Below are 25,245 nucleotides of genomic sequence, written 5' to 3'. Positions count from 1 at the left end.
TGTCGTTTATTGAATTCGGGCAGTCGTTTATTGAATTCGGGCAGTCGTTGATTGAATTCGGATAGTCGTTGATTGAATTCGGGTAGCCACAAAGGGCTTACGCACCCTTAAACGTGGTTTTCAGCGACTCTTTGATACTACCGTATTTGGTTATTTGACAGATAAACGCATAGAGCAAACAAAACTCTGGTTCAGAGAAGGCGATGCCGTACCACTACCCTACAGGAAGCGCAAGGCGCAACGTGGAAGCAAGCTACGCAAAGCGTCTCTAAGAGTTGGCGGGCAATGCCAACGCACCAAGAACTTATTTGATGTTTACTACTTTGAAAGTGCCGATAGTATAAACAGTGTGTATCCTGCCGCACCGTTTGCAGTTTTGAAAACAGTTTCGGTGCAGTTTTAAGAAGGCTAGAGGGCAATCAGTCTTTGGGTTGAGCGATTAGTATGTCCAATTCCCTTGAAGATTTGAATAATTTAGGCAGATAATAATTGTGAAAAATCTAAAGGCGATCGCTATTTGCTCAAATAGACAAAATACTCACAAATTCGTCTAAAGAACTCACAGCGATCGCACTATCCATTAAGCTTTCTAATTTTTCCACACTCTCGCGCTCAAGCCTTACTTCCACTTCATGAGGAATTTCGCCAAAGCGCTGTTCCAATACCCGGATTAGCTGCCGTAGCGCACCCTGCTGAATACCTCTTTGCTCAATTTCGTGATACCAAGGCGATTCTTGCAATACTGCCATATCCCATTCCATGATTTGTTGCACTAAAGGCGTGTCTAACACAAAGCTAGCAAAAAATGCCAGCAATGATTCTAACTGGTTCAACTGTTCATCTGCTCGTAGCATTTGTAATGCGCGTTGCACAACTGATACCTCTCCCCCTCCTTGCAGGATTGGCACAAAGGGTAACAACGATGGTAGTGGTTGCTGAAATACTATCTCAACATCGATTTCCCACAAATTAATCACGCGATAATCTTGGATAGCACGTAATCCCAAAAATTCCTGCTCATAACTATTGACAATAGTTAAAGTAGATGGGGGCGGTAAAATGTTAACGAGTACTGGGTAAGTTGGCAGTCGGTAGCGCTCTTGTGCTAGGGCTGCATAGGCTCTCATCCGTAGAGGCAGATGTGCCGTGTAATGCAACTGCAACTCGTTAACTACCAGAAAATCCCCGTGGGTGGTGCTGTATGCCTTCACTAAAACATCTGTTTCCCGGTTAATCCACTGGAACTCAGAACCCAGAATTTCTTTTGCCACGACTTCAGGACGCTGTGTCACCCACTTGACCCATGCATCGGGAGCTAAATTAATTAGTCGCTTGCTACTAATATCTGCTGATTTTACCACAGGACGCTTGATATCTTTATCAGTAATTAATGGTATACCACAAGGATTGCAGTATTCTGGCGTTGGTTTTTAAGTTAAAGCATTTGCACTGTTTTAGGAAACGTATTATTGATGTATCTTAGGTTTTGAATCAACATTCAACATTTCTGGATGTAAACCGCCCATGAAAGCCGATAGGAAACCAAACTATACAATTTTAGAAGTTCAAGAACTTGATGTTAATTATGGCGGTATCCAAGCTCTAAAAAAGATTAATTTAATTATTCAAAAAGGTGAGGTAGTTACTCTAATTGGTGCTAATGGTGCGGGAAAAACTACCACACTCCGCGCCATATCTAAAATAGTTAATCCTAAGAGTGGTGTAATTATCTATAATGGACATAATATTAACCGCCGCAAAACTCACGAAGTTGTACAACTTGGTATTGCCCATTGTCCAGAAGGACGCAGAGTATTAGCGCGGCAAACAGTATTTGATAATTTACTTTTGGGTGCTTATATTCGCTCTAATCAAGCTGAGGTAAAAGCAGATATCCAGCGCCAATTTGAGCTATTTCCGCGTTTGTCACAAAGACGCAATCAACTAGCAGGAACCCTCAGTGGTGGCGAACAACAAATGTTAGCGATCGCTCGCGCTGTCATGAGTAAACCACAACTGTTACTTTTAGACGAGCCTAGCTTAGGTTTAGCACCTGCGATCGTCCGGGAAATATTCTCCATTATTGAAAATCTCCGGGCTACCGGGGTGACTATTCTATTAGTTGAACAAAATGCTAATCTGGCACTACAAATTGCCGATCGCGGTTATGTTTTGGAAGCTGGTTCTATCACCTTAACAGGTGCTGCATCAGAATTAATTAGTGATGAACGAGTTAAAAAAGCTTATTTAGGGTGATTAATTAAATGAAAACTTGGGAGGTACAAGCACATGGTAAAATCACCAACTAAACCCCTAACTTTAGAAGATTTTTTGAAACTACCAGAAACAAAGCCTAGCTCAGAATACATCAACGGTCAAATTATTCAAAAGCCAATGCCACAGGGAAAACATAGTATTCTTCAAGGTGAACTAGTCACTAATATCAATTCTATAGCCAAACCTCAAAGAGTTGCCCTTGCATTTCCAGAACTGCGGTGTACTTTTGGCGGACGCTCAATTGTACCTGATGTAGCTGTGTTTGCTTGGGAACAGATTCCCATAGATGAACGTGGAGATGTGGCAAATGTTTTTCACACTTATCCAGACTGGACGATTGAGATTCTTTCATCAGAGCAAAGCCAGACTAAAGTAACCGGAAATATTCTACATTGTTTAAAACATGGTAGTCGTTTAGGTTGGTTAATTGATCCAGGCGATCGCTCTGTTTTAGTCTATCCACCAAAGCAGCAACCAGAACTTTTACAAGAAGAACAGGAAATATTACCAGTTCCCGATTTAGTCAGTGATTTTCAATTAACTCTAGGACAACTATTTGGATGGTTGAAGTTATAAAAAATTGTTTATATTTATGTCTAACTTTGGGAATACTAAAGGTAGTAATTTACTAAAGTTAGAGCCAGATAATGGATTTTGTGAATTTAATAAAAACGGGTAATAGTTGGAGATTTGCAACTGAAGTTGATTTAAAAGATTTTGTCTGGGCGAATTTAAAGGAACTTTTCGGGTTAATTCCACTAAAGCGACAATATTATATTAAAGGTCAAATTTGCGACATTTTAGCCTTGAATGAGAAGAGACAGTTAGTAGTGCTGGAATTTAAAAACGGTGAAGACAGATATATTGTTCAGCAACTAACTCGATATTATGAAGCTTTACTTGAGAATAAACCCTTTCAGGAAGAGGTTGATTATGGACAACCCATTGATTTAATAGCGATTACAGCTAGATTTCATCGAGATAATTTTACAGATAGAAAGTATAACTCTCTTTCTATTGAGTTTTTACGTTTTGAAATTTTGACAGATGATGAAAGATTTTATCTATATTTAAGAGATATTGATAATCAAAAAATTTCAGAGGTAGAAATTCATTATAAAGAAAAGAATATTTCTATTGAGGATCTTCCTCAGCAACCAAAAGTACTTGATAAAATTTTGAGTTTTTGTAATCCTCAGCAACAAGAACAGTTAATAAACATCCGGCAGAAAATTCTTATATTTGATAGACGTATGCAAGAAGTTTCTGTGCCTGGAAGCATTAAATATGGAAAAGCAACAAGTTGTTTCTGTGCTGAAATTTGCTCCGATAGTAAGGGACAGCCAGTATTATTTTTATGGTTGCCTTTAAATTATTCTGATAGTAAAAAGATTGGCAGAATGAAAATTTGGACAGATTGGAAAAATCATACTTTAATTGAAGCCCATGTACCAAAAGGAATTCGTACAAAAGCAATTAGTAAAACTGAAAAACAGCGTCAAAGGGGAGTTAAAATGAAAATATTATGGAGTCATTCAGGAGGTATAAGGTACAAAATAGGTAGCAAAGAAGTCAGTGAAGCGGAATATATCAACGAAGATAAAAGACGACATCAAGAGTATCAAAATGCCATTAAATCTCGAAAAACTTTGAATGAACTAGTCGATATTGCTTTAGAAACTTGGCTAAAAAAGCTTTAATAAAAGCTACATTAATAGCAATGATAAGTTTTCCTAATAAGTTATATTATTAATAAATATTACGATTTTTATCATATATTAATATTTATAGCCCTCCTTGCAGATATCTATATTTGTTTAGCGGCGAATTCTATTCACCGGAATAATTAAACCCATGAGTCAAATAGTCTGGATAGCAAGACACGCTAACCGCCTCGACTTCGTAAACCCTGATTGGTTTCTCACCGCCGAACGACGTTACGATCCACCTTTGTCTGATGATGGTATGGTGCAGGCACAGCAGTTAGCTAAACGATTTAAAGGAGAAAATATTGCCCATATTTTCGCTTCTCCTTTCCTGCGAACCGTACAAACGGCAAACGCAGTTTCAGAAGTGCTTAACTTACCGATCAAATTGGAAACAGGTTTGAGTGAATGGCTAAATCCAGTTTGGATGACAGAAGAACCCGAAAGACTCTCAACTCCAGCATTAGCAGAGTTATTCCCCAGGATTGACACCAGCTATACTTCGCGCATCGCCGCCAATTATCCTGAAACTCGCGAAAAAGTGCGAGAACGTTCTGGACAAACTGCTAGATGTTTAGCTACTGAATTCCTCCCAGACAATATCCTGCTAGTAGCACATGGTGCATCTGTGTTGGGGGGAGCAATGGGGCTAGTGGGGGAAATTGCCATAACAGAAGTTAAAGCTTCTTTATGTTCGCTGGTAAAAGTGGTACGCGAAGATCCAGAATGGTTATTAGAACTAAAGGGAGATACTTCCCATTTAACCCACATAGAAGAAGTTATTCGATTTGCTTAAATCTCTGATAGGGATTTGCGTTCATGGCTTCTGCTAGGTTGGGTATATCCTACAAAAAAAGTAATTAATTCACGAATAAGTTCTATGACTTTGTTACTAGCAGGAGACATCGGCGGTACAAAAACTATTCTGCGATTGGTTGAAACATCAGATTCATCAGCAATACATACTATTTATCAGGAGACTTACCACAGTGCCGATTTTCCTGATTTAGTACCGATAGTGCAGCAGTTTTTGGTCGAAGCTAACACACCAATACCAGAAAAGGCTTGTTTTGCGATCGCAGGCCCCATTGTCCAAAATACTGCCAAATTGACCAATTTAGCCTGGTTCCTGGATACCGAACGTTTAGAAGAAGAATTGGGTATCCCACATATTTCTTTGATTAACGACTTCGCCGCCGTTGGCTATGGCATTTTAGGTTTACAAAAACAAGACTTGCTGACGTTGCAGGTTGGCAAATCTCAACCGGAAGCCCCCATTGCCATTATTGGTGCTGGTACCGGCTTAGGGCAAGGATTTTTAATTAAGCAGGGAAACAACTATCAAGTCTTTTCCTCAGAAGGCGGACACACTGATTTTGCTCCTCGAAACGAGATCGAGTTTCAATTGTTGAAATACCTGCTGAATAAACATGATATCCAGCGCATTTCTGTAGAACGCGTAGTTTCTGGAATGGGAATTGTCTCAATTTACCAATTTTTGCGCGATCGCAAATTTGCCACCGAATCACCAGATATTGCCCAAATTGTCAGAACTTGGGAACAACAAGCCGGACAAGAAGAGAAAATCGATGCTGGTGCTGTCATTGGTACAGCTGCACTAGAAAAACGCGATCGCCTCTGTGAACAAACTTTGCAATTATTTATAGAGGCTTATGGTGCAGAAGCCGGCAATCTTGCCCTTAAACTCCTACCTTACGGTGGCTTATATATAGCTGGTGGGATTGCACCCAAAATCCGGCCCTTAATCCAAAACGGCGGTTTCTTATTAAATTTCACCCAAAAAGGCAGGATGCGCTCCCTCCTTGAAGAGATACCTGTGTATATTATCCTCAACCCACAAGTGGGGCTAATAGGTGCTGCTTTGTGCGCTGCTAGGTTATAACAGCTAGCATCATCAGTGAAATCAGCATCTCAAAAGGCAAAAAATATGACAATTAAAAGTCTGTTGCCATTAATCGCCGCCACACTTGTCTGTGGTGGTTCTGTTTTTGTGGAAGCGCGTCAACCCAAACCTCCAAAGGCTGTTGTCAAACCAAAGGTTTCTCAACCCGTGCAGCCACAATGGAAGTTATTCACCGCTCCAGATGGACGCTTTAGTATTTTGATGCCGGGAAACCCCAACAGAAATACTCAATACCAAAAAACTTACATGGGGGAAATTACCTTAGAAATATTTCTCGCTCAACCACCAAAACAGCAAGTAGCTTATCTAGTTGCTTACAATGATTTTCCTTATAGTTACGGTGAAATAACTGACCCCCAAGCTGTACTTAATAATGCACGGGATATGGCTTTAAAGACGACGAAAAGTAATTTAATTAGTCAAAGGAATATTCGTAGTTCCAATAATCATCCTGGCAAAGAAATTGAGTATATCAATTCTGGAGGAAAAATCACTAGAAGTAGAATGTATGTTGCCGAAGGAAGGCTATATCAAGTAATGGCAATAACTACAAAAAAACAGCAAAAGACATTAGCTAAAACCATTACAGGATATTTAAATTCTTTCCATGTAGTTTTGAAAAAGCCACGCAATTTTGGATTTTAGATTTTAGATTGACCCCAGCAATCAAGTCAGGGGCTTGTCAATTTATTTACGATAACCATGCTTCTCATAGTGTATGATTAAATCATATACTATGAGAAATTAGCTTTAAGCAGGAGAATTTATTATGAGAACGACACAGGCACTCACTATTACATTGCCCCATGACATGTTGGAGATGGTCAAGGCTAAAGTCACCTCTGGCGAATATGCGACAGAAAGTGAAGTTATCCGGGATGGTCTACGTACTCTCCAGGCCCGTGACGCTGCTGTAGAAAAGTGGCTGCGCGAAGAAGTTGTTAAAAGCTATGACGAATGTGAAGCTGATGCAACGCTGGGTGTCCCCGCAGAACAGGTTATAGCGCGTATCCGCTCTCAGTACCGCAAGCGGACAACAGTAGAGTAACGCTAGATGAAACAATACAGCGTCATCTTCTCGCCACGGGCAGAGCAACAACTTGGCAGTCTCTATGCCTATATCGCCGACCGTGGTGGGGAGGAACAGGCAGAGAGAGCATTACATCAGTAGCATCATTGCCTTTTGCCAAAGTCTTTCCACCTTCCCGGAACGCGGAACCAAACGCGATGATCTCAGACCTAATTTGCGGATTATCGGGTATGCCAAACGGGTAACAATCGCTTTTTCCGTAGAACCCGACCGGGTAATCATCCACGGCGCTTTTTACGGGGGACAGGATTATGATTCTTTCATACGGGAGGAGTTATAAATCCGATCAGAACTGGATGCGATTAGGCGTAGGGATGAGGTGGCTTGCGATAAGCTTGTTGCTCACTAAGCACTTCTCAAAGCCACAATCGGGTCGAGTTTAGCAGCGCGACGTGCAGGAACAACACCAAAGAATAAACCAATAGCACCAGAGACACCAACTGCCATAGTAATCGCTGTTGGAGAAAGACTCGCTTCTAAGGGAGTCAAGGCTCCCACTAATAAAATGCCACTGACGCCAACCGCAGTCCCAACTAAACCGCCAGCTGCGGAAACTATTACTGCCTCAATGATGAACTGTAGCAAAATATCTTGCTCAGTTGCGCCGATCGCTTTTCTCAATCCGATTTCTTGAGTGCGTTCCGTGACGGAAACAAGCATAATATTCATGATGCCAATGCCGCCGACAAACAGCGATATACTTGCGATCGCTGCTAACATAATTGTCAATGCACCTGTGATTTGACCGACAGTTTGCAAAGCATCCTTTTGAGAACGGATAGTAAAGTCATCTTCACCATTAATTTTGTGCCGGAGACGCAACAAATTAGTAATTTGAAATTCTGCTGCATCCACGCTATCTGAATCACGAGCGGCAGCAACGAGATAATCTAAGGCGATACCGTATGGAGAATTCTTTCCCACAAGTCGGTTTGCTGAGGTTGTAATTGGTATTAAGGCAGCATTATCATAATCTGCTCCCACGCTGGAACCTTTGGCTGTCAACGTCCCAATCACTTGAAAGCTGGTATTTCCAAGTCGCAATTGCTGACCGATAGCGTTACTATTACCGAATAGTTTTTCTGTCAAGTCTCCACCTAGCACAACGACTTGGTTACTTCGCTTGATGTCTACCTCAGAGAAAAACCTGCCTTTAGCAGTTTCAAAATCCCGCACTGATAGGAAGCTGGGAGTTGTGCCAATGATGTTGACATCAGTGTTTCGGTTGCGGTATATAACTACCTGTCTCGTGTTTAACTCAGGAGCAACTCCCATTACTGTTGGTACTTGAGAGGCGATCGCTGCGGCATCTTGTAACACCAGAGTTTTTGGCACTTCAAAGGAAATACGCTGAGTTTCTCGATTCCCTGGCAGTATAAACAGCACATTTGGCCCTAATGACTCCAGCTGTTTATTCACATACTTTTGCCCACCTTCGCCAATGCCAATCATGGCAATTACTGAGGCGTTACCAATAACTATACCCAGCATGGTGAGGGCGCTACGCAGCTTATTTGATAGCAGGGTTTTACCTGCCATATTAAGGCTTTCTAAGAGGTTCATACTAATTCGTAATGGGCTACGCCCCGCTTCTCTACGAGACACTTCGTGAATGCTAACGTAATTAAAATTTCAAAGTCTTGTTATCAGAGGTTTTCTATCCGTTAACCTGCTTTTGAAACAATATATTCTTAACAAGGGAATTATTTATTATTTTGTTCTTTCGCCTTCTCGATTTTGTAGTCTTTGGGAGGGTTCACAAACACGCGATCGCCTTGTTTAACTCCCCCTAAAATCTGAGTTTGGTCTTGGATTTGCGCCCCAATTGTAACTTCGCGGAACTGGGGTTTATTTTTTGCATCTGGTACAAGTATGCCAGTTTGACCCTTTTCGGTGACGATAGACACTGTTGGTAACACCAAGGCATTATTGACGCGATCGCCCAAAAAAGTCAGATCCACATTTAAGCCAGAACGCAGTTTATCTATACCAGTATCGAGAGCAACCCGCACCTGGAAAGATGTCACACCTTGTTCCACTACAGCTTCTGGAGCAATTAAACGCACATGACCTTTATAAATTTGATCGGGATAGGCATCAGCGACAATTTCCACCTGCTGTCCCTGTTTAATTCTACCAAGATCAGCTTCCGGAACTTGAGCTAATACTTCTAAACCGCGTGCTACGGCGACAATTGAACTGGAAGTTGCCGACGCACTAGTAGAAGCAGAAGTTGTAGGTGTGACAAATGCGCCTGGTTCAGCATACTTTTGGGTAACAATTCCCGAAAGAGGAGCGCGAATAATTGTATCTTCCAACTGCACTTGCACACCCTTCAATTGAGCCTCAGCCGCAGCAACAGCTGCTTGACGCTGGACAATTTCTTCAGAACGAGTCCCATCTTCCAACAGTACCAATGCTGCCCGTGCTTCAGTAACAGCTGCTTGACGTTGGGCGATTTCTTCAGTCCGACTCCCACTTTGGACTAACGAGAATCCTTTTTTAGCTTCTTCTAAACTGGCTCTAGCACTTTTGTCTTCGCTGATGGCTTGATCGAGTAATTGTTTATTCTCTGCTCCCTGTTCGTATAGGTATTGGTAACGCTTTACCTGTCCACTGGTGTAATTCGCCTTTGCTTGAGCCGCATCCACTTGGGATTGAGATTGAGCAATCTCTTGGGGACGATTACCAGCTTTAGCTTGGGCAAGCTGGGCTTGAGCTTGTGCTAACCGGGCCCTTGCTTGAGCAATTTCTTGAGGACGACTACCAGCAAGGGCTTCGGCTAATTGTGCTTGGCTTTGGGCTAAACTAGCACGGTACTGGCTCCTTTGAGCTTCAATACCTGCACTATCCATACGCGCCAGAATTTGCCCTTGTTGAATGCGATCGCCTTGTTCCACATATAATTGCGACAGCACTCCGGGATTCTTCGGACTAATATTTACGCTCTGAACTGGCACGACTTTGCCACTAGCTGTAATCCGCAAGGTGACGTTTTTCGCTGCTACTGGCACAGTTAATTGAGCAATATCTTCTTTATTTGTCCCTTGATTTACCAGAGTGTAGGTTGTGATCCCAACAACCAAGGCACCTCCTGCTATCAGCCCCATCAGCCAGCGTAATGGATATTTAACTTTGCCAATAACAGGAATTTCTATGTGCGTAGCCATATCTATAAGCCTATAAATCTTGTTTTATGGAAGTAGCCTGTGTTATAGATGCTCATCAAATTGCCCATAGCAAAAGCACCCCAAATAGCAAATAGCTGCGCTTTTGCTCGCCTTTGCGCTTGTGGGGAGTGGTTGGGGGTTCCTCTTAACTATGGTTAATTGAGCGGACATAAATATTAAAAGGCAGGTGCAGGAATGCAAAGTTGTTAAAATTTTTGGATTAAATCTTTAATTAATAAACTAACAACTAGACGCATAGTTAGCTTCATAGTTGCTTAATCTTCCTTCATAATACGTATTATATACCTGTATGCCTTCACCTAAATGGGTGACTTTAGCCACATTGTTAGGTGAAACTTCGCCAGCAGACAGACTACAAGTGAGGTTGCACTTTATTTCGTCTACCTGTAGGTAGCTTCTAATTGGCACATTTTGGGCGATCGCTACTGTTGCACGTAGACGCAAATTCCAAAGCCGGAGATTCCGGGATTGTCATCACACCGATCACCATAACTAGTTACTTGATTAAAAAAATAAGTAAAGTCCAATTCAATAAGCAAAATACCGAATTGAGAAAGCATTTAGACTAAATGCTTTCTCCAAATGCCTGATTGTTTTCTCATTTCAGTAGATTCAGCAAGCAAAATGCCTGATTGCTTTCTCAAAATGTCTGATTGCTTTCTCATTTCAGTAGATTCAGCAAGCAAAATGCCTGATTGCTTTCTCATTTCGGTAGATTCAGCAAGCAAAATGCCTGATTGCTTTCTCATTTCGGTAGATTCAGCAAGCAAAATGCCTGATTGCTTTCTCAAACCCCAGTTTGCTTTCTCATTTCAGTAGAACACGCACTCATTTTAGTGTTTTGGGCAAGCAAAAAGGCATATTGCTTGTCTTTTTTTATCTGATTGCTGACTCATAAGATAAATTTGAAATTTGAAATTTTCGTCTTGGAGAATTCTGTTTGTCCTTGGTGAACGCCAGTGTGTTTCGTAGAGAAGCGATTGCCAAAAGCTGGCGCACCCTGCGGGATTTTGCTATAGACTTTCCACCATTAGATTGCTTGCATCGAAAGTAGCCATAAAGTTACAAATATGTAACAAATTAAGTACAATTAACTACTCAGGCCACTTAAACTAGTATTGTCAACTCCAGACTTCGGTTAAATCCAACACAAATCCAGGTAAAATATCTTCCCCTGACAGATTTGCAGGTTTATTCAGAACTTCTACATTCCGACTTTGGCGATAAATTTCCACCTTTTGATTTTTCCGGTCAATTAACCAACCTAAGCAAGCGCCATTTTCTATATATTCTCTCATCTTGGCGCGTAACTTTTCTATAGAGTCATTTTTAGAACGTAGTTCCAGCAATAAATCAGGGCAAATTGGAGCAAAAATTTCTTGCTGTTCTAGAGTCAGAGCATCCCATCTTTCTTGACGTATCCAAGCAGCATCAGGAGAGCGATCGCTCCCATTAGGCAGATAAAAACCAGTAGATGAGTCAAAAGCTACACCTAATTTTGTTTGACGGTTCCATAACCAGAGTTGTCCGGCAATATCAAAGTTTCGCTTCCCTGTATCGCTGCCGGTTGGTGGGATAACAATCAACTCTCCCGTAGCAGTTCGTTCTAATTGTAAATCTCGGTTAGCCAGTGCTAACTGAACAAACTGCTCGTGGGTGACTGTGAGTGTAAGTGTGGGTGGAATATTGACGGCTAGAGTTTGAGATAAGTTGGCTTGTGTCATTGTTCCGTCTTTAAACTACAACCCAAATGTTACAGAAGACTAAAATAGTTTCTCTTCTGATTAATTTCCAAAGTAGCATCCAAACGTTGTAAGATGCTTCCTCGCATTCTACGTTAGGAAATGTCTGTGATGTTGCCTATCTCTGCTTTTTGGATTCTAAATTTTAAAAAACAGTATATTCAGGGTGACGATAGTTACTATAGTGACAAAGGGTAAAGTACTTTCTTCCCAGTCCAAGATTACTTATCTTCTTATGGCAAACACTATTACAATTACCGATTCCCTGGTTTCTAATGCTGTACCGAAACCAGCAATCATTCGACTAGAAAACATTTTCAAAATTTATGGTAGTGGTGAAACAGAAGTACGAGCGCTGAATGATGTCAACCTAATCGTGGAACAGGGCGAATATTGTGCAATTATGGGGCCTTCTGGTTCTGGTAAATCCACAGCCATGAATATTATCGGTTGTCTCGACCGTCCCACAGGCGGACATTATTATTTAGATAACCTCGATGTAGCCCAAATGGATGATCGCTCATTGGCACACATCCGTAATAAAAAGCTGGGGTTTGTGTTTCAACAATTCCATCTATTGCCCCAATTAACAGCACTAGAAAACGTGATGTTGCCAATGGTGTATGCTAGTGTGAACCCAAAAGAAAGAAGCGATCGCGCAATAGTTGCATTGACGCGAGTGGGTTTAGCAAATCGCCTCAACAACAAACCAACTCAACTATCTGGTGGACAACAACAACGAGTAGCGATCGCGCGGGCGATCGTTAATCGTCCCGTGGTACTCTTAGCCGATGAACCCACAGGCGCACTTGATTCGCGCACAACCCAAGAAGTCTTAGATATTTTTAGCGAACTCAATGCTAGTGGAATTACCGTTGTCATGGTAACTCATGAACCAGAAGTTGCTCGTCAAACCCAGCGCATCGTTTGGTTCCGTGATGGTCAAGTAGTACACTCCAACCTCACCCCAGCCGAATTGAATCATCTTGCTATGTCATAACTTATTAAAGTTCGCCTACCCTGCGGGTTATTCGTACCCCTTCTAGCTTCCCGTAGTGAAGGAGTACGCAAACGAAAGTTTGTCTAGCCGCGACTTCTAGTCGTTGGGGCTGAGAAATGCGGTTTTGATATGATTACAGACTTGAGGTTTTGCCCGTTTCTGCTTGCGTTGCGATCGGCTTGACATCGGTGTAACCCAATTCACCAGATATTGTCCGGAACACCGACATTTGCTCTTCAAATTCTAATCCTTCAATTTGCGAAAGCAAATCATTAATTTCTTTAGTTGGCTGGTAAGTGCTTGGCAAATCAACCACCGTATCCCCCATAGCTACCGCCCAAGCATACCAAACTAACAATTGATTGTTTTCTTTTATCGCCCCATAAGCACGGGAATGCTCTGTATCCTTACGGTTGACTATATCCCGCATAATTGCCAGTTGCTCCTCATCTGACAATTTAAAATAGTCTTCTGATAGAATTGGTGATAGTTCTGGTTCAGCAGCAGCTGGAGCAGCTGGAGTCACAGAGTCACCCATTTTTTTATAAACCAAATAGAACCAGGCTAATTTTGCATCGGTGTCTAAGGCGTTAAACGCATCTACCAATTTTTGAGTTTCATTGCTCTGGGCTTGAGAAATATTTTTATCGTAACTTGCAGTCATAAATTTGTTTCCAAGGAAATTTTACACGCCAAGCTAAGGCTTACCAAAGTTTGAGCATCAGATTCTACTACCTATAGAAATAGTTAAAATAATTTAAAATTGCAACTTTAATCTACCTTTTAATAGAGGTAAAAGTCTCCCCCAAGAAGCAATAAAGCAGCAGAGCACTTTGCTATAATTGCCCCAGCAATAAAAAATTTACCTAAGGTTTTAATTATGCCTGATGAAGAAGTGAAGCCCAATTTAAATGAAGCTTCCACCCAGGATGCACAATTAGCTGCCGAAAGCATAGCTAGTGGTGAAGAAAGAGCGCCAACGGTGGATTTTGATGCTGATTATGCAGCTGCACAACAATTCAGTGTTAGTGAAGTAGATCGCACAGGTGAAGGTGCAGCAGCAGCCGATGCAGCGACTGCACCTCAATATCAAATCTCTAAACCACAAGAGACAACAACTCAATCGCAGTCAACTGGCAATCCTGATGATTTTTTAGAGTTAGCAGGGGAAGTTGGGAATTCTGAAAATCAGGGTGTAACTAATGTCAGTGATGATTTAGTAAAACAAGCTTTAGAAAAGGGTGAACGTAAAAATTAAGTTTTCCTTATATCTTGCTAGTTTAAAGTGTGGGCATTGGTATACATTGCCCACTAGGCTGTTTTGGTCATTTGTCAATAGTTAAAATTTCCACTATCGACTTTTGACTATTTATTAATTAACGACCATTCATCACTTCTAGTAGTTCGCTAGGTCGTTGAATTAAATAATCTGGATTTTGCTTGGCTAGTACTTCCGGTGAATTAAAGCCCCAAGTTACTGCAATCACTTGGATATTTGCTTTCTTTGAGGCTTCGATATCTCTGGTTTCATCTCCGACATAAATAACTTCTTGAGGTTGGAGTTGATTTTGCCTTAATACATTATTGATTATGGTTGTTTTACCGAAAATCGTAATTCCTGAGTAGATAAAATCAAATAAGTGATTTAAATCATTGATTGTAAGGAATTGTGTCACATTTTCTTTAGAATTAGAAGTGATAATCCCCAATTTGTATCCTTCATTTTGAAGTTCGATTAATGCTTCTTTAATTCCCGGAATAGGCTTTAAATCTGGGATTTTGTTTTTTAATTCTCCTTTAACTTTTTTAACTAAAAAAGGTATCTTAAATAAAGAAACTCCTGAGTACTTAATAATTTCCCTAGATGTTAAGTTTTTAAGAAGGGCTAATTGCTCTGGGCTTATGTGTCTATAACCAAAGTCTACAGCTAGACGATTGGCAATACTTACAAGGGCATCTACTGTATCAGCAATAGTGCCATCAAAATCAAAAATAATTACTTTCGGGGTCATTATTTCGCCTGGATGCGTCAAGATTAGCTAGGGCGTTGCGTCGTAACATTTCTGGCTTAATCCGCCGCAAGGCAGATGCTGGAAATCGTTTATCCCACTCCTGATCTGAGATTTGGGCTAATTCTAGCAGTTGGGGAGCAATATTCCCAGGATAAGGCCCAAACTCTTCAATATCAGTTGTGCTGGCAAAACGTTGATTCCAAGGACAAACATCTTGGCAAATATCACAACCAGCAACCCAGCCTTGCAAATGGGGTATGACTGTCTGTGGCAATTCCTTTGCCCGATTTTCAATCGTATGATAAGCAATACAGCGATTAGCATCCACGACAAAAGGCTGAGTAATTGCACCCGTAGGACAAGCCTGAAGACAACGAGTACAGCTACCGCAGTGTTCTGTATGCGGGCGATCGCTCTCTAATTCCAAATTGGTCAACACTTCTCCCAAAAATACCCAAGAGCCATATTCCCGTGTAATCACATTACCATTTTTGGCAATCCAACCAATTCCGGCAAGTTGAGCCAATACTTTATCTTGCACCGGGCCAGTGTCTGCATAATAACGAGCTAATACATCTTCACCAAGTGATTTTAACCAGATGGCTAGCTGCTTGAGTTTTTTATGCATCACCTTGTGATAATCCCTTCCCCAGCCATAACGAGAAATTTTGGCGTATTCCTCGCCTTCGGGACGTTGATGTGGCGTGTAGTAATTTAGCGCCACACACACTAGCGATCGCGCCTCTGGCATAACTAAGCGAATATCCTGGCGTTTTGGGTTAGCCATCCATTCCATATCGGCGTGATAATCCAGTTCAATCCATGCTTGTAACCTCTGCGCTTCTGTAGCATCTACCCTATCTACAGCAGCAATTCCAACTTTGTGAAAGCCCAACTCGCTGGCTTTCTCTTTCACTAAATTGCTGCTGATTACGGAATACTGATTCATTTTTTTATCTGGATTGTGCCTAAGGAAAGGCGATTTTATTCTACATTACGTAGTCAATACCTTTGATTAACATTTGTTGCTTATTCTAAATATAAATTTTATTTATAGCAGTTATCGTTTGGATTCAAAACATGCTTTGGGCATAGCAATGCTGTGCCCCTACGAGTGGTCTGTATTCCCATGCAATTCAGAACCGCTATATTGCAATATCTCTACCATCGTCAGGAAGATTTATACAAATGTGGTAATCTACCTCAACAGCAGGTTTCTTTTTAGCTATTTTTGTATTGAAATTAATATTTAGGTAGCAAAATACAGATAATTTTATGACTAGAGTAAAAAATCATACAATAGCATAAATAAATTAATTTTGAATTCGGAGCGAAGCAACGTGACCTCTGCTGAACAGTTGAAAGAAGAATTCCAGATTGAGGGAATTACAGAAACAAGTGTACTGCGTTATTTTGAAACCTTAAATGCAGGAGAATTTGAGGCAACTGCTGCCTTATTTGCCGTAGATGGTGTGATGCGTCCACCATTTGAATCTGATATTGTGGGGACAGATGCGATCGCAGCTTACTTAAAACAAGAAGGCCAAAACATTAAAGCTTATCCTAACACCGGAATAGCTGAGACTTTAGAAAATGCTACGATTCAAATCCAAGTAACAGGCAAAGCACAAACTTCGTGGTGTAGTGTGAATGTCTTGTGGTTATTTATCCTCAATCAACAAAGACAAATTTCATATACTAGAATCAAACTTTTAGCTTCTCCCCAAGAGTTACTTTCTTTACGTCGTGAAAACTAGCAAATAAGTATAATAGCTTAAGCAATGTTTGATCATACCCAAAACAAAATCTCGGCATTGAAAATTCGTATAAATCACATCACTTGAAAAATAGTAACTTTTGTCTATTTCACTAATTCGGGTAAAGTAGCTTCTAACTTTAGACAGTTGGCACCATCAATCTGCAACTGGTAATCTACTTTATCCATGAGACGATTCATAATTAGCCAACCATAACCACCTTCTTGTTTTTCCATAGGGCTTGGCGCATAGTAGTTAGACATATCAAAGCCTTCGCCGTAGTCCCAAATTTCCAGGGCCAAATCCCGGTTTTTCACTTCCAAACGCAGTAAAATCGGTAAATTTGGTTTATCCTTGTGGGCATGACGGACTGCATTTGAGTAGGCCTCTACTAAAGCCAGCCTCAAACGACTTGATTGGCGTGACCAGTCTACAGAGTCTCCTAGCTGGATTTTCAAACATCCCAGCAGCCAGGTTTCCACAATATTAAGAAAACTCAAGTCACTTGGTACGTGAAGCTCACTTTTCATTACTTACAAAATCTCCAGTGAAAGTATAGTTTGATCGTCTTCTTGAACGTGGTTGTCTGCCTGGATACGAGCTAGTAAATGGTTAAGAGAAAGCGGTTGTTGCTCTTGTTGCAAGAGTTGCCAAAGACCATCTTGATTCAGCATAGAACGGTTAACTGGGTCAACGCCAGGCTCGTTTTTTACTCTTGAATCAAAATCATTTGATACCGAAGCTTCTGTAATTCCATCGCTGGCCAATAACAATGTGTCTCCAGCCGCGAGAACCAAACGACCAGACTGTGCCTGCCACTTAGGTAAGATCCCCAAAGGAACGCTGCGAACTTTGAGGTAATTGGGATTGTCGCTTAAAGCACCTTGCCGTGACCATAACAGTGGATAAATATGACCGGCATTAGTGTAGACGAGTTCCTTAGTGCTAGGGGTATAACAAGCTAACACAAGAGTGATGAAATAATTGTTGCTAATTAAGTCTTCACTGAGAGCGTGGTTGAGGTTCTGCATGACCACATTTGGCTCGGCTGGTGCTTCTTGAGATAATTCCCGGCGCAAAACTGAAATAATACTAGCCATAAATAAAGCAGCTGGGACACCCTTGCCAGAGACATCACCCACTGCCAACCACAAATCGCCTTTGGGATGGACAAACACTTCAAAAAAATCGCCTCCTACTTCCCGGGCTGGGTAACAGCAGGCTTGCACCTTCACACCTTTGATGTCAGGTAAAGTTTGGCGTAGCAAGTTGTATTGAATTTGGCGGGCTACCTCCAACTCATTGTGAATCTGCTGTTGCTTTTCTTGGAGGCGCTGGTAGAGTTTGGCTTGAGAGAGGGCTAATGCTGCTTGTTCGGCAACACCTGCAATCAGTTCAATGTCTTCGTCTTGCCAAGGGCGATCGCGTCCCCATTGGTGGAGAACCAGCACAGCCAATAAATGCTGCTGATAGCTAAGTGGCACAACCAGGTGGTAAGAAGGATTACCCTGATATATATCTTGAGCAAGTTGATAATGACGGGTTTCCAGCACTTTTTTGATTAAAACACTGGGGTCGAAGAAGCTATCTAATACATCAGATTTGGGATCGCGGTATGAGAACTGGTCTCGTGTGAGGCGATCGCCCTCAACTGGTCTGAGCAAGCAATTGCTAGCTTCAAATGTTTGTCCAATAGTTGCTACAATTTTTTGCAGCATACTGTCGTAGTCTAGAGACTCCCGAATTGCCGTTGTTACCGCATTAAACAAAGATTCTCGCTGTAGGGCCCGACCCAACTCTTGCGTGCGCTTCTTAACTAGACGATATGTATCAGTGGCTTGCTCAACTAATGCTCTAAGCTGTTCAGGATTCCAGGGTTTGGTAATGTACTTGAATACCTGACCAGAGTTAATCGCATCCACCAAATCTTCGACATCAGTAAAACCAGTTAACAAAATCCGAATCGTGTCTGGAAAGCGCTCTACGGTGCGACTAAAAAATTCAGTGCCATTCATTTCAGGCATTCTTTGGTCAGAAATAATCACCGCCATTTCACCAAACTGATCCAAGATTTCCATAGCGCCAAAGGCATGATTGGCTTTATATACTTGAAAATCTCGCCTAAAAGTGCGGTAGAGTAAATCTAAGTTATCTGGCTCATCATCTACCACCATGAGCTTAAGTTTGTCCACCCCGATTTCAGCCATATTTGACTTTAGTTTTCACATATTTGAATGGCGAGATAATATAATTTTTATCCCACCTGAGAATCAACAAAAAATTAATAACTAATCATTTTCATCAGTTATCAGTTATCAGTGTTTTAAAACTTGATAACTGTTCACTCAATTTAACATTATCCTACTAACCCAGAACGCAAGGCGCGGACTGCTGCTTGGGTACGGTCATCAGCACATAGCTTATTCAAAATATTGCGAACGTGAGTTTTAACAGTCCCAACAGTGATATAAAGCCTTTCGGCAATTACTGCATTACTACAACCTTCGACAATCAACTGTAGCACTTCCAATTCCCTTTCTGTCAGTGTGTAAGGTTGAATTCCTTCCAGATTATCGACAGAATCAGGGTTAGAGGCAATGGTCTTGGTATCTACAAAAGCTGATTCCAACTTTTGAGGATTTTGTTGCGCTTGTTGTAATACAATCCGAGCGATCGCGGGATCGATCCAAGCGTTGCCATTGTAAGTTACTCTTACTGCTTCCAGCAAATTATCGAATTTGATATCTTTCATACAGTAAGAGTCTGCACCAGCTGCAAAAGCTGCCAATACAGCTTCTTTGTTATCCTGCAGCGTCAAAATTAACACCTTTGTTAGTAGCTGCTGCCCATTAGCAGTAGATTTTAACTCCCGTGTTAGCTCAATGCCATCCTTATCTGGTAAACCAATATCTACAATGGCAATATCTGGTTGTACCATTTTTAACATCTTTAGCCCCTCAGCAGCATTAGCAGCTTCACCTACAACTTCAATGTCATCTTTTTGCAGTAGTGCTGTCCGAATACCTACACGAGTTAGGTCATGATCTTCAATCAGAGCGATACGAATTTTACTCATAGCCAACTTCAGCCCGTTACACTACCTTAACCAGAAAGTCGAGTTTCGTGACATATTCCCACACTAACCGCAAGCAGTATAGTGGGGGCTTCTGTTCCCGGAACCAGAGTTACGAGTTGAGCGTTTTATATTTAGTAGAATATTACACTTCAACAATCAAATTTGGACTGATTCAGCCCAAGTACAAGCGCCCAAGACTAATTAGTTCAGGACTTACGCATTAAAAACCTGAAACCTCGTTCACGTAGCGTGCGCGAAGCGCACTCCCCCCTAACCTCCCTTAAAAAAAGGGGGGGATCTTAAAAACCCCCTTTTTAAGGGGTTGGGGTATCTCCTGTAAGTCTTATAATTCACTTATGCTTTCTATTGTTGCAGGGCAATGGGAATCTCTCCTGCCTAAGTTCTAATATAAAAAATTTGATAAACTTAACATTCAAGGAAATCTGGTGTGAGGTTAATCCAGAATAGGCTATGTCTAAAGGCAATGAAGCATTTTCAGTGTTAGGAATACCAGTTCATGTGATGGATAACTATCCGGGCTGGTTGTTAGAATGCCTGCGTACAGGCAAAGGAATTCATGTAGTAACGCTCAATGCAGAAATGACTATGCAGGCAGAGCAGAATAAAATCCTAGCTCAGGTCATTAAAAATGCTGAACTTGTTATTCCAGATGGAGCCGGGGTTGTTCTGTATTTGCGATGGCTATTATGGCAAAAAGTGCAGCGTTTTCCAGGGATTGAACTAGCAGAAAAAATTTTGCAAGAAATCGGGCAACAAAAAACAGGGACAAAGGTTTTTTTCTATGGAGGAGCGCCTGGAGTGGCCTCAACTGCGGCAGATTTTTGGCAGCAGCAAATTCCAGATTTGAGTATAGTAGGCACTCACTCAGGCTACCATTCCCCAGAAGAAGAAGCACAATTGCGAAAAACTCTGGCTCAATTGCAGCCACAAGTGATTTTTGTCGGTTTGGGAGTGCCACGTCAAGAGTTATGGATTGACGAAAACCGCCATTTGTGCCCCCAAGCAATTTGGATTGGTGTTGGTGGTAGTTTTGATATTTGGTCGGGAACTAAAACTCGCGCTCCCGCCTGGTTAGGAAATAATAATTTGGAATGGTTGTATCGGCTTTATCAAGAACCTTGGCGTTGGCGGCGGATGTTGGCTTTGCCAGCGTTTGCTGTGAAAGCGTTTGTTTATCGTTTGACAGCAAGGGGTGCAATTAGTTGAGAGTGGAGAGTGCTGTTAGCGGATAGCTATGGTTTAGCCCGTTATGGGTGCTATTACTTAGTTATTATTGAAGTCTTCAAAAATTTTAAATTTTCTTTGTTAAATTTTCAATTCCCAGTCCAAACCTGGGAATCCTTATTTTTGAGAGGAATATCAAATCTAAACCCGTAAGCTATTTGGTTGTGGGGATAAGGAAAATTTAACAATGCCAGTATTAACAACTCAAGTTAAGAAAGACAAATCCCTTCATAAAGAGGACAATAAAACTCAACAGCACGGTAGCAATACTACTATCAAGGTGCAATTGCAATCTGTAACCAAGACTTATACTAATGGCACTCACGCCTTGTTGAATGCGAACCTTGAGGTAAAAAAGGGAGAATTTTTGTTTATCACAGGCCCAAGTGGTTCTGGTAAATCAACGCTCTTGAAACTGCTGTATGGCCAGGAGTTAGCGACGCAGGGAAAAGTAATTGTTGATGGGTGTAATGTAGCAGGTTTACGGGGCGATCGCTTGTCATTATTGCGGCGACGGATTGGTATTGTGTTTCAAGACTACAAACTGATTACTCAACGAACAGTAGCAGAAAATGTGACTTTTGTGCTGCAAGCTCAAGGGTATACCCGTAAAGAAATTCAACGACGCTTAGAACCAACCTTGAAGCTGGTGGGTTTGCTGAGTAAAGCTGACTGCTTTCCAGATCAACTGTCTGGAGGAGAGCAACAACGGGTGAGTATTGCTCGTGCGATCGTTGGTACACCACCCCTGCTGTTGGCGGATGAGCCTACTGGAAATCTCGATCCAGATAATTCCTGGCAAGTGATCCAGATTCTCCAAAAGTTAAATTCCTTTGGGGCTACAGTAATTGTTAGTACCCACGATGAACAATTGGTACGTCGATGCAATCATCCGGTAATGCAAGTAAAAAGATTCAGTTTAGCAACCCTTTCAGCGTATCATTCTTTAAAAATGCTCATCTAATGCTCAAATAAGCTATTTCCAGTGAATTATCAAGCGATATAAGCATTATTTTAGACTCAAAATTTATGCTCAATAGATGCTCATAATTCACCATCTCTACGACCCTAAGTCTAATATCCCAGGTTGTTAAACAAGTTATTAAACAACTAGGAATTATAGCTCAGGTAAGCCCGAAAAAAGCTCACTTGCCTGATAATGCCGTGAGCCAAAATATCTAATCTCTAATGCCTATTCCCCTAGCAATTTGACTACCTCTTCAAGTTTGAGCTTTGCCTTGTACAAGTTGAGCAACTTCTCTTGCTCCCACCTCTGAGGAGCTTGATACCGTTTCCCCTCCATCGTTAGCTTAATTAGCGTTACTTGCATCAGTAGGCGAATTCATCTAATCAAGGGCGATCGCAACATTCTGGTAAGCTTCAAAGGATAAGCGCTTTAGTCTTCTTCCCTCTTCCATCAGAGTAAGTCCGTGTTTGGCTTTCATCCCGATGTTAACTGAGAGCTTCAGTTATTCTTTTATGGCTTTTTCACAGCTTTAACTTTTGCTTCTACCTTCACTGTCTTCACACCTTGAACTTCTTTAGCCAAGGTTTCAGCTTTCTGGAGTTCTTCAGCAGAAGTTGCTGTGCCTTTGAGGATAATTTCACCCTCTTTGTTTTCAACTTGTAACTTATTGCCTGGTAAGCCTTTATTCAACTTTTCGCTAACTTCAGTTTTCAAGTTGCTCTTAGCTTTTGTTGCTACCGTTTTTTCAGAATCGGTTTTAACTTTAGTATCTGTGCTAACTCCTAAAGGAGTCGTTTGTGTTCCTGGAATTTTAGCAGTAGTTTTATCCGCAGTTTGATTTATCTGAGAAGCTGGTGTTGCTGGTGCTTGAGCGGCTTCCTTAGTAGTACTAGAAGTTTCCGAACCAGTTTTAGAAGCCTCTTGGCAGCCAAAAGTACTAACTACCAAAATGCTACTAACTAATAATAGAATTAGCTTTTTCATTATCTTCTCCGAATTGAATACTGGAAGCGATTAATTGAGGTGTGTGTGATGGTGAGGAGCAGATGTTAAAAAGCAATTAAATGTGAAGTAGCAAAAGCGCCCAAGCAAGTACTCAGGTTACTGAAAATTGAAACTTAGACGATTTCTTGAGGCTAAGATTTTGCAGCCATTTTTGAGAAGCGCCAATTCAATTTTCCTGAAGGTTGCTAACCAGGATGCCTCTGCATACAGTTTGTAGCTCTCTATGAATTTAATGTAGATGCACAGTAGCTCTTTCGATAGTAGACTGTGCAGCCTTAGAGTAGTGACTCGATATTATCAGATTTAAGTCAGTTTGGCGATATCTAAGCCTATGCAACTCAAAACTTCAGCATTTTTGCAATCCTGTGGCAGCAAAATTACCAACAAAATGTTACTTTAGAAAACTATGGCTTACTTACAATGCCCAAAATATCAGGAAATATTAGCCAATGCCATACCTTACTTCCGCCCACGAAATTAGTGCCATTGTCGCTGAATATACCAACGCTAAAACGCTGTGGATAGATACAGAAGTAGCTGACTATAAAAGTCGTAATCCCCGACTATCGCTGATTCAGGTATTAGATAATCCCAAAGATATGAGTGGCGATCGCGTCTACCTTTTAGATGTCCTAAATCAGCCTGATATTATAGCTGATTTTATTGAAAAAATTATGATAAATTCTGCAATTGAAAAAGTTTTTCACAACGCCAGTTACGATCTAAAACTTCTCGGTAACAAGAAAGCCAAAAATATTACTTGTACTTTAGATATGGCAAAAAAAATTCCCTACTATCTTTTACCATTACCTAATTACCAACTCAAAACCATAGCTACATCACTTTGTAGCTTTAACAATATCGACAAACAAGAACAAGAAAGCGATTGGGGAAAACGCCCCCTAACTGAAGAACAGATAGAGTATGCTTACTTAGATTGTATTTATCTGGCTCAAATCCACTCAAATTTATTAGATTTACAAGCTCAAGCCAGCCCTGATCCTGCAACAGAAGACTTAATATCACTAAGTACCAGATACTCGCAACTTGAGCAGCAATGGAAGTTGTTGGATTCCGAATTTGAGCATTTGCAAGAACGCATAAAAAAAGCCATGCAAGCTCAGAATATATCTGAAACTGCCTATTATAAACTGACTAGTTATGAGCGGACTACAATCAAAGCTACTTTTACAGAATTGGCAGTGCTAGCACAAAGTGAAGGTATTAATTTAGATTTTCCAATCACACTAACTCAGAAAATCCAAAAAGATTTAGGGCAAAATCTGGAACAACTTTCTGTAGATATTGAAAAAACCACCTCTTGGCGGCTAAATCCCAAAACTCAAGAAAGTGATATCGAGGATGAGTAAATTGTTTAGATGGCTACAAATGCCAGAATTTATGGAGTTATTATCTGAGAATAAATCTTAAGATTTCAGTTTTATTTCAAAAAGTATTTTAAAAATCATGAACAACAGTAGGTTACTGCTCAGAAATCCATTGTCAAGAATTATATAAATGACAAGAGCAAAGAGCGAAATTGACAAGTTTTATACTTTATATTTTATGATTTTCCCTTAATATAAATATTAAATAAATATATTGAATGTCAAGGAAATTTATCAATTGACTTTAAATGTTTATCAAAAGTTAAAATAACTATTGAGTTAAAGAATTAAAATCTAGATTTTGGTAATAATTGCGTTCAGGTGTTATAGCAGTTTATATTAAATTATGAGACGGCGTTTATTTAAACAAAAGCGAACAAGGGTAAATCAAGTATTTACCATAGCTATTTTTACTACATTGACAGCAATTAGCAGTGTTTCTTGTAGTAAGAATGACAATGTTTTGGTAACAGAAATAGGAGTTAGTCAACCTAGCCGTAGTTCAGCTACAGCTTCCATTGGTGGGGAATTCTATCTTCAGGGAAAGAATCAGCATTTAAACGGCGATTTACAAGCTGCGATCGCTTCATATAGTAAGGCAATTCAGCAAAATTCTCAATATGGCGCTGCCTACAACGGCCGGGGATTAGCCTACTTTGATTTGGGAGACAAGGAAAAAGCGATCGCAGATTACAATCAAGCACTTAACATCAACCCTAACGACGCGGAAGCCTACAATAACCTGGGGAATGCTCGCGCCTCACTAGGAAATAACAGAGAAGCAGTTAAAGATTACAGTGAAGCGATTCGCCTGAATCCCAACTATGCTGAAGCCTACAATAACCGGGGAAATGCCCGCGCCACC

At 40.9% G+C, this 25,245-nt stretch carries 29 protein-coding genes; 16 read left to right on the top strand and 13 right to left on the bottom strand.

The window, feature by feature from the left end:
* The first annotated feature begins 154 nt into the window (after nt 1-154).
* A complete protein-coding gene (locus tag ACFFAP_RS14870) occupies nt 155-403 on the top strand; it encodes a hypothetical protein (RefSeq protein ID WP_375511926.1) in 249 nt (82 codons plus the stop codon).
* Between the two features lie 118 nt (nt 404-521).
* Here ACFFAP_RS14870 and ACFFAP_RS14865 read toward each other — a convergent pair whose 3' ends face one another.
* A complete protein-coding gene (locus tag ACFFAP_RS14865; RefSeq protein ID WP_375511925.1) occupies nt 522-1,361 on the bottom strand; it encodes an Rpn family recombination-promoting nuclease/putative transposase in 840 nt (279 codons plus the stop codon).
* 163 nt (nt 1,362-1,524) lie between these two features.
* Between ACFFAP_RS14865 and ACFFAP_RS14860 the strand changes: the two genes are divergently transcribed.
* The 8 genes from ACFFAP_RS14860 to ACFFAP_RS14825 all read left to right on the top strand — a co-directional run bounded on the left by ACFFAP_RS14860 (nt 1,525) and on the right by ACFFAP_RS14825 (nt 7,277).
* Nucleotides 1,525-2,256 (top strand): ABC transporter ATP-binding protein, encoded by a 732-nt coding sequence (locus tag ACFFAP_RS14860; RefSeq protein WP_375511924.1) that lies wholly within the window; start codon nt 1,525-1,527, stop codon nt 2,254-2,256.
* A 33-nt stretch (nt 2,257-2,289) separates the two neighbouring features.
* The gene (locus ACFFAP_RS14855; RefSeq protein WP_375511923.1) at nt 2,290-2,853 is read left to right on the top strand and encodes a Uma2 family endonuclease; all 564 of its coding nucleotides are present in this window, start codon (nt 2,290-2,292) and stop codon (nt 2,851-2,853) included.
* An 80-nt stretch (nt 2,854-2,933) separates the two neighbouring features.
* Nucleotides 2,934-3,977 carry an endonuclease NucS domain-containing protein gene (locus ACFFAP_RS14850; protein ID WP_375511922.1) on the top strand — a complete coding sequence of 348 codons (1,044 nt, stop codon included), beginning with the start codon at nt 2,934-2,936 and terminating at the stop codon, nt 3,975-3,977.
* Nucleotides 3,978-4,131: 154 nt separating this feature from the next.
* Entirely contained in the window at nt 4,132-4,779 is a 648-nt protein-coding gene (locus tag ACFFAP_RS14845) for a histidine phosphatase family protein (RefSeq protein WP_375511921.1), read from the top strand.
* Nucleotides 4,780-4,863: 84 nt separating this feature from the next.
* Complete coding sequence (locus tag ACFFAP_RS14840; RefSeq protein ID WP_375511920.1) at nt 4,864-5,886, top strand: glucokinase; 1,023 nt, start codon at nt 4,864-4,866, stop codon at nt 5,884-5,886.
* A gap of 45 nt (nt 5,887-5,931) precedes the next feature.
* Nucleotides 5,932-6,552, top strand: coding sequence for a hypothetical protein (locus tag ACFFAP_RS14835; RefSeq protein WP_375511919.1), 621 nt, complete (start codon nt 5,932-5,934; stop codon nt 6,550-6,552).
* A gap of 124 nt (nt 6,553-6,676) precedes the next feature.
* The gene (locus tag ACFFAP_RS14830; RefSeq protein ID WP_375511918.1) at nt 6,677-6,955 is read left to right on the top strand and encodes a type II toxin-antitoxin system ParD family antitoxin; all 279 of its coding nucleotides are present in this window, start codon (nt 6,677-6,679) and stop codon (nt 6,953-6,955) included.
* Between the two features lie 64 nt (nt 6,956-7,019).
* A complete protein-coding gene (locus ACFFAP_RS14825; RefSeq protein WP_375511917.1) occupies nt 7,020-7,277 on the top strand; it encodes a type II toxin-antitoxin system RelE/ParE family toxin in 258 nt (85 codons plus the stop codon).
* A gap of 65 nt (nt 7,278-7,342) precedes the next feature.
* Here the strand turns inward: ACFFAP_RS14825 and ACFFAP_RS14820 are convergent, their stop codons facing one another.
* The 5 genes from ACFFAP_RS14820 to ACFFAP_RS14800 form a co-directional block, all read right to left on the bottom strand.
* Complete coding sequence (locus ACFFAP_RS14820) at nt 7,343-8,560, bottom strand: ABC transporter permease (protein WP_375511916.1); 1,218 nt, start codon at nt 8,558-8,560, stop codon at nt 7,343-7,345.
* 140 nt (nt 8,561-8,700) lie between these two features.
* Nucleotides 8,701-10,167: an efflux RND transporter periplasmic adaptor subunit gene (locus tag ACFFAP_RS14815; RefSeq protein ID WP_375511915.1), complete on the bottom strand. Its 1,467-nt coding sequence runs from the start codon at nt 10,165-10,167 to the stop codon at nt 8,701-8,703.
* A 240-nt stretch (nt 10,168-10,407) separates the two neighbouring features.
* Nucleotides 10,408-10,632: a hypothetical protein gene (locus tag ACFFAP_RS14810; RefSeq protein ID WP_375511914.1), complete on the bottom strand. Its 225-nt coding sequence runs from the start codon at nt 10,630-10,632 to the stop codon at nt 10,408-10,410.
* 116 nt (nt 10,633-10,748) lie between these two features.
* Nucleotides 10,749-10,979 carry a hypothetical protein gene (locus ACFFAP_RS14805; protein ID WP_375511913.1) on the bottom strand — a complete coding sequence of 77 codons (231 nt, stop codon included), beginning with the start codon at nt 10,977-10,979 and terminating at the stop codon, nt 10,749-10,751.
* A 330-nt stretch (nt 10,980-11,309) separates the two neighbouring features.
* Nucleotides 11,310-11,912 (bottom strand): Uma2 family endonuclease, encoded by a 603-nt coding sequence (locus ACFFAP_RS14800; protein WP_375511912.1) that lies wholly within the window; start codon nt 11,910-11,912, stop codon nt 11,310-11,312.
* A 253-nt stretch (nt 11,913-12,165) separates the two neighbouring features.
* Between ACFFAP_RS14800 and ACFFAP_RS14795 the strand changes: the two genes are divergently transcribed.
* The gene (locus tag ACFFAP_RS14795) at nt 12,166-12,930 is read left to right on the top strand and encodes an ABC transporter ATP-binding protein (protein ID WP_375511911.1); all 765 of its coding nucleotides are present in this window, start codon (nt 12,166-12,168) and stop codon (nt 12,928-12,930) included.
* A gap of 133 nt (nt 12,931-13,063) precedes the next feature.
* On the opposite strand, the gene ACFFAP_RS14790 is transcribed toward ACFFAP_RS14795, so the two are convergent.
* Complete coding sequence (locus ACFFAP_RS14790; protein WP_375511910.1) at nt 13,064-13,594, bottom strand: orange carotenoid protein N-terminal domain-containing protein; 531 nt, start codon at nt 13,592-13,594, stop codon at nt 13,064-13,066.
* A gap of 216 nt (nt 13,595-13,810) precedes the next feature.
* Here ACFFAP_RS14790 and ACFFAP_RS14785 point away from each other — a divergent pair, with 216 nt between their 5' ends.
* Nucleotides 13,811-14,188, top strand: coding sequence for a hypothetical protein (locus tag ACFFAP_RS14785; RefSeq protein WP_375511909.1), 378 nt, complete (start codon nt 13,811-13,813; stop codon nt 14,186-14,188).
* Between the two features lie 118 nt (nt 14,189-14,306).
* On the opposite strand, the gene ACFFAP_RS14780 is transcribed toward ACFFAP_RS14785, so the two are convergent.
* Nucleotides 14,307-14,942 carry an HAD-IA family hydrolase gene (locus ACFFAP_RS14780; protein WP_375511908.1) on the bottom strand — a complete coding sequence of 212 codons (636 nt, stop codon included), beginning with the start codon at nt 14,940-14,942 and terminating at the stop codon, nt 14,307-14,309.
* Nucleotides 14,917-15,891, bottom strand: coding sequence for a tRNA epoxyqueuosine(34) reductase QueG (gene queG / locus ACFFAP_RS14775; RefSeq protein ID WP_375511907.1), 975 nt, complete (start codon nt 15,889-15,891; stop codon nt 14,917-14,919). Before queG ends, ACFFAP_RS14780 begins: the two co-directional genes overlap by 26 nt.
* A gap of 391 nt (nt 15,892-16,282) precedes the next feature.
* Here queG and ACFFAP_RS14770 point away from each other — a divergent pair, with 391 nt between their 5' ends.
* Nucleotides 16,283-16,699: a ketosteroid isomerase family protein gene (locus tag ACFFAP_RS14770; RefSeq protein WP_375511906.1), complete on the top strand. Its 417-nt coding sequence runs from the start codon at nt 16,283-16,285 to the stop codon at nt 16,697-16,699.
* Between the two features lie 104 nt (nt 16,700-16,803).
* Here ACFFAP_RS14770 and ACFFAP_RS14765 read toward each other — a convergent pair whose 3' ends face one another.
* The 3 genes from ACFFAP_RS14765 to ACFFAP_RS14755 form a co-directional block, all read right to left on the bottom strand.
* Nucleotides 16,804-17,229 carry an ATP-binding protein gene (locus ACFFAP_RS14765; RefSeq protein WP_375511905.1) on the bottom strand — a complete coding sequence of 142 codons (426 nt, stop codon included), beginning with the start codon at nt 17,227-17,229 and terminating at the stop codon, nt 16,804-16,806.
* Between the two features lie 3 nt (nt 17,230-17,232).
* A complete protein-coding gene (locus tag ACFFAP_RS14760) occupies nt 17,233-18,906 on the bottom strand; it encodes a SpoIIE family protein phosphatase (RefSeq protein WP_375511904.1) in 1,674 nt (557 codons plus the stop codon).
* A gap of 149 nt (nt 18,907-19,055) precedes the next feature.
* Nucleotides 19,056-19,775 carry a response regulator gene (locus ACFFAP_RS14755; protein ID WP_375511903.1) on the bottom strand — a complete coding sequence of 240 codons (720 nt, stop codon included), beginning with the start codon at nt 19,773-19,775 and terminating at the stop codon, nt 19,056-19,058.
* Between the two features lie 471 nt (nt 19,776-20,246).
* Between ACFFAP_RS14755 and ACFFAP_RS14750 the strand changes: the two genes are divergently transcribed.
* Both ACFFAP_RS14750 and ftsE read left to right on the top strand, forming a co-directional pair.
* The gene (locus ACFFAP_RS14750) at nt 20,247-21,002 is read left to right on the top strand and encodes a WecB/TagA/CpsF family glycosyltransferase (RefSeq protein ID WP_375511902.1); all 756 of its coding nucleotides are present in this window, start codon (nt 20,247-20,249) and stop codon (nt 21,000-21,002) included.
* Between the two features lie 205 nt (nt 21,003-21,207).
* On the top strand, nt 21,208-21,984 hold the full coding sequence (ftsE, locus tag ACFFAP_RS14745; protein ID WP_375511901.1) for a cell division ATP-binding protein FtsE: 777 nt from the start codon (nt 21,208-21,210) through the stop codon (nt 21,982-21,984).
* A 513-nt stretch (nt 21,985-22,497) separates the two neighbouring features.
* Here the strand turns inward: ftsE and ACFFAP_RS14740 are convergent.
* A complete protein-coding gene (locus tag ACFFAP_RS14740; protein WP_375511900.1) occupies nt 22,498-22,971 on the bottom strand; it encodes a BON domain-containing protein in 474 nt (157 codons plus the stop codon).
* A gap of 470 nt (nt 22,972-23,441) precedes the next feature.
* Between ACFFAP_RS14740 and ACFFAP_RS14735 the strand changes: the two genes are divergently transcribed.
* Entirely contained in the window at nt 23,442-24,362 is a 921-nt protein-coding gene (locus ACFFAP_RS14735; RefSeq protein WP_375511899.1) for a ribonuclease D, read from the top strand.
* Nucleotides 24,363-24,726: 364 nt separating this feature from the next.
* Nucleotides 24,727-25,245: tetratricopeptide repeat protein (locus ACFFAP_RS14730; protein ID WP_375511898.1), on the top strand; the 519-nt coding region annotated here is incomplete at its 3' end.

The organism is uncultured Nostoc sp. (assembly GCF_964245575.1).
Lineage (GTDB): Bacteria > Cyanobacteriota > Cyanobacteriia > Cyanobacteriales > Nostocaceae > Nostoc.
The sequence above is the reverse complement of the archived record's forward strand: the minus strand, read 5'-3'. Positions and strand labels throughout refer to the sequence as shown.

Coding starts and splice junctions, on each gene's coding strand:
- ACFFAP_RS14750 (WP_375511902.1), top strand. CDS start 20,247: ATGTCTAAAGGCAATGAAGCATTTTCAGTGTTAGGAATACCAGTTCAT.
- ACFFAP_RS14835 (WP_375511919.1), top strand. CDS start 5,932: ATGACAATTAAAAGTCTGTTGCCATTAATCGCCGCCACACTTGTCTGT.
- ACFFAP_RS14785 (WP_375511909.1), top strand. CDS start 13,811: ATGCCTGATGAAGAAGTGAAGCCCAATTTAAATGAAGCTTCCACCCAG.
- ACFFAP_RS14860 (WP_375511924.1), top strand. CDS start 1,525: ATGAAAGCCGATAGGAAACCAAACTATACAATTTTAGAAGTTCAAGAA.
- ACFFAP_RS14760 (WP_375511904.1), bottom strand. CDS start 18,906: ATGGCTGAAATCGGGGTGGACAAACTTAAGCTCATGGTGGTAGATGAT.
- ACFFAP_RS14765 (WP_375511905.1), bottom strand. CDS start 17,229: ATGAAAAGTGAGCTTCACGTACCAAGTGACTTGAGTTTTCTTAATATT.
- ACFFAP_RS14840 (WP_375511920.1), top strand. CDS start 4,864: ATGACTTTGTTACTAGCAGGAGACATCGGCGGTACAAAAACTATTCTG.
- ACFFAP_RS14845 (WP_375511921.1), top strand. CDS start 4,132: ATGAGTCAAATAGTCTGGATAGCAAGACACGCTAACCGCCTCGACTTC.
- ACFFAP_RS14800 (WP_375511912.1), bottom strand. CDS start 11,912: ATGACACAAGCCAACTTATCTCAAACTCTAGCCGTCAATATTCCACCC.
- ACFFAP_RS14795 (WP_375511911.1), top strand. CDS start 12,166: ATGGCAAACACTATTACAATTACCGATTCCCTGGTTTCTAATGCTGTA.
- ACFFAP_RS14780 (WP_375511908.1), bottom strand. CDS start 14,942: ATGACCCCGAAAGTAATTATTTTTGATTTTGATGGCACTATTGCTGAT.
- ACFFAP_RS14755 (WP_375511903.1), bottom strand. CDS start 19,775: ATGAGTAAAATTCGTATCGCTCTGATTGAAGATCATGACCTAACTCGT.
- ACFFAP_RS14825 (WP_375511917.1), top strand. CDS start 7,020: ATGCCTATATCGCCGACCGTGGTGGGGAGGAACAGGCAGAGAGAGCAT.
- ftsE (WP_375511901.1), top strand. CDS start 21,208: ATGCCAGTATTAACAACTCAAGTTAAGAAAGACAAATCCCTTCATAAA.
- ACFFAP_RS14815 (WP_375511915.1), bottom strand. CDS start 10,167: ATGGCTACGCACATAGAAATTCCTGTTATTGGCAAAGTTAAATATCCA.
- ACFFAP_RS14830 (WP_375511918.1), top strand. CDS start 6,677: ATGAGAACGACACAGGCACTCACTATTACATTGCCCCATGACATGTTG.
- ACFFAP_RS14820 (WP_375511916.1), bottom strand. CDS start 8,560: ATGAACCTCTTAGAAAGCCTTAATATGGCAGGTAAAACCCTGCTATCA.
- ACFFAP_RS14790 (WP_375511910.1), bottom strand. CDS start 13,594: ATGACTGCAAGTTACGATAAAAATATTTCTCAAGCCCAGAGCAATGAA.
- ACFFAP_RS14735 (WP_375511899.1), top strand. CDS start 23,442: ATGCCATACCTTACTTCCGCCCACGAAATTAGTGCCATTGTCGCTGAA.
- ACFFAP_RS14740 (WP_375511900.1), bottom strand. CDS start 22,971: ATGAAAAAGCTAATTCTATTATTAGTTAGTAGCATTTTGGTAGTTAGT.
- queG (WP_375511907.1), bottom strand. CDS start 15,891: ATGAATCAGTATTCCGTAATCAGCAGCAATTTAGTGAAAGAGAAAGCC.
- ACFFAP_RS14855 (WP_375511923.1), top strand. CDS start 2,290: ATGGTAAAATCACCAACTAAACCCCTAACTTTAGAAGATTTTTTGAAA.